A 4,682-nucleotide genomic window follows, 5' to 3' on the forward strand; every position below is an offset into this window, starting at 1 on the left:
AGTAAAGGACGTGGCATTCGCAAAGAAGCGCGGGTTGGCTGTCATCGACATGGTCAAGAGCTCCTGGGTCTACAAGAAGCTCAAGAACTTCCGCGCCGGCATCGAGGCGAACATCTCGACTCTCAAGCGGGCCTTCGGCCTGGACCGCTGCAACTGGAAGAGCTGGGAAGGGTTCAAGCGCTACGTCTGGAGTTCGATCTTCGCCTACAACCTCCAGGTGATCGCCAGAATCAGGTTGGAAGCAGCCAAATCCGCAGCCTGAAGAGCAAAGGCCTCACAGTCCCGGAACTCGCGGGAGTAGTACGTCTAGTAGAGATTGAGAAAGAACGACTGCACTGCCAGAGTATTAGCAGAACCTTAACGACTTGGGCCACAGTCGGCCTGTTTCGCCGCTATGAAGTTCACAAAAATGCCGTTTCCGGACGGACACAAGCTAGTGACCCCTATACGACAGCCTGCCTGTACATATCTCCTGAAGCTGTACCCCAAATTGATGTGTGGACAGTCCAGGAGAAGGAAAAACCAATAGCGACAGCGTTGGAAGCCCTTGGTATCGAACCAAAACCCATGGAAAAGGGCGCAGGGAAGGTTGGAAAAATCCCATTCAAGTCTTTCGAGGGTTCAGCATCTGTGACCTTTCTTCAGGCCATGGGCCGAGCTTGAAATACGACAGTTAGTGTACAGGGAGCTTATAACCCCACCCCCAGCTCTCCCTAAAAAGATAAATGATTAAAGTGAAATAATATTAAAATTGTGCCTTTGTGGAAACTTTTCGACCTCTCAAACGAATATATAAGGAGGCCAATAATCTCTCCCGTGAGGCTCGGGTAACCGATGTCCTGACATTTGGGAAGTTACAAAAGGAACCGATGATGGCAACTCCACCAGAAATACAAGCCGGTTATCGTTGTCCGCTTTGCCCCGATCACCAGGACGAAGATTTTTTCTGGCTCGAATTGGCCGGGACCTATGTCTGCGACGCCTGCCGATACGAGATCGACTGTGGTTTGGACTTCGCAACACAGCCGACCATCGCTGAATACAACTGTGCCGATACCATCGAGCGGCTGCTGACTCTGCTGGGGGTCAACTACGAGGAACTAAAGCGGCGGCATCTAGAATCGCCCGAAACAACATGCGACATATTTTGTCACACGCTGTTTGTAGAATGACACCAGCCTGGAAAAAAGACTGAGTTAAATTAGACCTTGAAGCGGAACTTTGCGGTGCCTTGGGCTTGAATTGCACCATCAGAAGGAAACCTGATGAAACTTACCATCCATCGCGGCAGCCATGAGATCGGAGGTACCTGTATCCAGATCGAATCGGGAAGCCGTTCCATCTTGCTCGATGCTGGCTCGCCCCTCGGCGAAAGCCGCAGCGACATCGACTTGGCGCGCCTCGATTTCAACGACATCTTCATCAGCCACCCCCATCAGGACCATTTCGGACTGATTGAGAACCTTCCCCCTGACAAGCCCGTTCACATTGGCGAGACCGCCTGCCAACTCATTGCAGCTACCCGCGTCTTTCTCGGTAAGCCGCCCCTGGCAAACACTTTCAGCCAGTTGCGCAATCGTGAATGGGTCGAGCTGGGCCCGAACCTTCGGGTCATGCCCTACCTGATGGATCACTCTTGCGTCGATGCCTTTGGCCTTCTGGTGGAAGCCGATGGGAAGCGCGTCTATTACAGTGGGGACTTCCGGGCGCACGGTAGGCGCAAGAAGACTTTTGACTGGTTTCTCGCCGACCCGCCACGCGGCATAGACCTGCTCCTCATGGAAGGGACTATGATCGAGCGCGAAAATGACGCCTTCCCGGATGAAGACGCGGTCGAGAAAGGTATGCTGAAAGTGCTGCGCCAACTTGACGACCGGGCCTGCTTCCTGATCTGCTCGGGGCAGCACATCGACCGTCTCTGCGCCGCCTTCTCCGCCTGCATCCAAGCGGGCCGCATCTTCGTAACCGACATCTATACCGCATACATCCTGCGCACCGTCTTCGACCGATTTCCCTCAATCCCGGACATCAATACCGCCAAAAACATAAGGGTACTGACCAAGGGGATTACAGCAAAGGCCCATTACCAGAAAGTTTCGGCGAACCGGGGCTATTTCGGTGCCTTTGCGCGGGACATCTTCAGACCGGAAACCATGATCGACATCGCCGAGATAGTCGCGGAGCCTTACCGCTATTTTCTCAAAATCAGCTATTTCTCTGACCTGCTGGAACGACTGGAGCAGTGCGGCGTGATCTATTCCATGTGGTCGGGGTATCTGAAGGAGCCCAAACATCAAGGCATAAAGCAGCATCCGAAAGTCGATTTCCGCGAAATCCACACCAGCGGCCACGCGGTGCGCGAGGACCTGCAGCGCATGGCTGTGGCTTTACAACCGAAGCGACTTGTCCCCGTGCATACTGAAAATGGCGAGGCATACCGGAATTTGTTCGGAAATAGTGTTGTCTTTCTTAGGGATGGGGAGACCTTGGAGATATGATTGAACGCGGCCAAGGCACGACGCCGGATACCAAGGTAGGCATGTTCTGGTGCGTAGGGGAGACGGTTGTCGGCGAGGCAGTGCCGCTTTCCGAAGCCGAGCCGTACGGCGATGTGCTGCAACATGGCGGGCATTACGATTTTCGGCTCCATCTAAAATCACGAACAGAGGCGGAGCGTCTGCTCACGTGCCACGCCTACGACTACTATACACGCGGACGGGTGGTCTATTTTCAGACGCGGCAGCAGTTTCGGCTCTACATGGATGGCTGCTTGAGCGCTAGAGACCGGGAGTCGATAGCCGATTATTTCGGCCTTGCTGGGACTCAACTCAAAATCGAAAGGGACACGCACTATCAATGCGCCGGGTGTAACCGACGCTATTTGGAATAACTACCCTCGTGAGGAATGCATGAGCAGTGAAGACTACTATTGTCCATTGTGCGGAAACAAACCGTTTGGCTCATTTGTACCCTGCAGGATACTGGAGCAACAGATCTGTGATGAATGTGATAGCACTATTCGTCAATTTTTTCTGCTTGACAGTTCCACGCATCCCGAGCCACCAAGTGTGATTCAAAATCTTAGTAATTATTCAGGTCTGCCACTGAGAGACTGTAACGAAATGTGGCATAAGGAACGAGTGGTTTCTTTGCTCTTAGACATGCGTGATTTGATCAATTATTATGACGAATCTGGCGATATCTGGGAGAGTCGAGCGTTAAAGGCATTGCTTTGCCAGGCAGGCAAGGTAAATGAGGCCGGTAGCTTCTTGCGGGATCAGCTGCTTAGATAAACAAATCAGGGGGGGGCATGCCAAGAACAGTGTCTACAGACTTTATTGAAGATTTGAAAAATACAACCGGCATACTATACCCGATATACGAACGGATAAGAAAAGATGACAATCTAATGATAGCCATCCGCCGCAATTACATCAATGTCTATTATCGTGGCGGCAATATTCTCAAACTCACTGAACAAAGCAAAAACTCATATCAGGCATTTTTCGACAACCGATACATCACAACTGGGCAAACAATATCCTTGCTGTCAACAATCAACAAGCAGGATGATGCAAGGAACTGGGTTGACTCTTTCCAGGCGCTTAAATTGACGATGGATTACTATTTCTCGGCCAACTGCAAGCCAGAACGGGAATTTCAACAGTTGGTCGCTCGTGAAAACAATGATTCTACTATTTCAAATGAAAGTGAATATTTTATAACGGACATCGAGTTTGCTGATACAGAGCTTGGCGCTCGCTTTGATATGCTGGCAATACGCTGGTTGGCATCGCAACGTAAAAATGGCTGTAACTGTCGCCCAGCCTTGATCGAGATGAAATACGGTGATGGCGCCCTGTGCGGGAACTCAGGTCTGTTTAAACATCTGAAAAATATCGACGATTTTATTGCCAGCGACCGCTACGCGAAACTGTTACTTGCAATGGAGAGTCAGTTCAATCAGCTCGATCAACTTAATCTCTTGAAATTTAATCCATGTTCAAATCAGACAAAGGTTAAGCTGGATGTCAATGTCAAGCCGGAAGTGATTTTTATCCTGGCCAATCACAACCCGCGCAGTTCTGTTTTGAAGACATTAATTGAAAACACTGAGATCGTAAAATACGAACACTCAGAACGATATGACCTCAGATTTTACGTGGCCAAATTTGCGGGATACGGTATGCATTCTGATTGCATGCAGACTGTGGATGAATTAAGAAGCCTTTTGAAGTGCCAGCAAGCAATGTGAAGTGATATTTTAATAAACAATGGTAGTCAAAACTATAAATTGATCTACGTGCAATACATATAGTATTGTAAATAGGGGAAGTTATGTCTTACATCTGTTCATGTTGCGGACACAAGTCCTCGCCGTGTCAAAATAGTTGTCGCCTCAATAGCTCACCTGTAAACTGCGGGCGGAGGAGGCAATCACATGGCTCGATACTCACAAGAATTCAAACAACGGGCAGTTGCCCGGCTACTGCCGCCGGAGAGTTCTCCAATCGAAGCGGTGTCACGCGAGATTGGAGTTTCGGTGGACACCCTGGAGCGCTGGAGGTCGGCAGCTCTTGCGATGCCTGAGAGGGATCGCACTTGGACGGCAGCAGCGCGCTTTGAAGCGGTAATTACTACGGCTGCAATGGATGAAGCTGCCAAGAGCGCATGGTGCCGTG

The 4,682-nt window shown here is 50.4% G+C and carries 7 protein-coding genes; all 7 read left to right on the forward strand.

Going from position 1 to position 4,682, the window contains the following annotated elements:
- Nucleotides 1-262 (forward strand): transposase (locus K419_RS22430; protein WP_035497553.1); only part of this gene is annotated, 262 nt, incomplete at its 5' end.
- Nucleotides 263-872: 610 nt separating this feature from the next.
- Nucleotides 873-1,172, forward strand: a complete 300-nt coding sequence (locus K419_RS0118585; protein WP_026842860.1) for a hypothetical protein — start codon at nucleotides 873-875, stop codon at nucleotides 1,170-1,172.
- A 93-nt stretch (nucleotides 1,173-1,265) separates the two neighbouring features.
- A complete protein-coding gene (locus tag K419_RS0118590; RefSeq protein ID WP_026842861.1) occupies nucleotides 1,266-2,498 on the forward strand; it encodes an MBL fold metallo-hydrolase in 1,233 nt (410 codons plus the stop codon).
- Nucleotides 2,495-2,890, forward strand: coding sequence for a hypothetical protein (locus K419_RS0118595; RefSeq protein ID WP_026842862.1), 396 nt, complete (start codon nucleotides 2,495-2,497; stop codon nucleotides 2,888-2,890). Before K419_RS0118590 ends, K419_RS0118595 begins: the two co-directional genes overlap by 4 nt.
- Before the next feature lie 19 nt (nucleotides 2,891-2,909).
- The gene (locus tag K419_RS23720; protein WP_156912253.1) at nucleotides 2,910-3,293 is read left to right on the forward strand and encodes a hypothetical protein; all 384 of its coding nucleotides are present in this window, start codon (nucleotides 2,910-2,912) and stop codon (nucleotides 3,291-3,293) included.
- Between the two features lie 17 nt (nucleotides 3,294-3,310).
- Nucleotides 3,311-4,255: a hypothetical protein gene (locus K419_RS0118605; protein WP_026842863.1), complete on the forward strand. Its 945-nt coding sequence runs from the start codon at nucleotides 3,311-3,313 to the stop codon at nucleotides 4,253-4,255.
- Nucleotides 4,256-4,441: 186 nt separating this feature from the next.
- Nucleotides 4,442-4,682 (forward strand): transposase (locus K419_RS23320; RefSeq protein WP_156912254.1); only part of this gene is annotated, 241 nt, incomplete at its 3' end.

This window comes from Citrifermentans bremense R1 (assembly GCF_000426865.1).
Taxonomy (GTDB): Bacteria; Desulfobacterota; Desulfuromonadia; order Geobacterales; family Geobacteraceae; genus Geomonas; species Geomonas bremensis.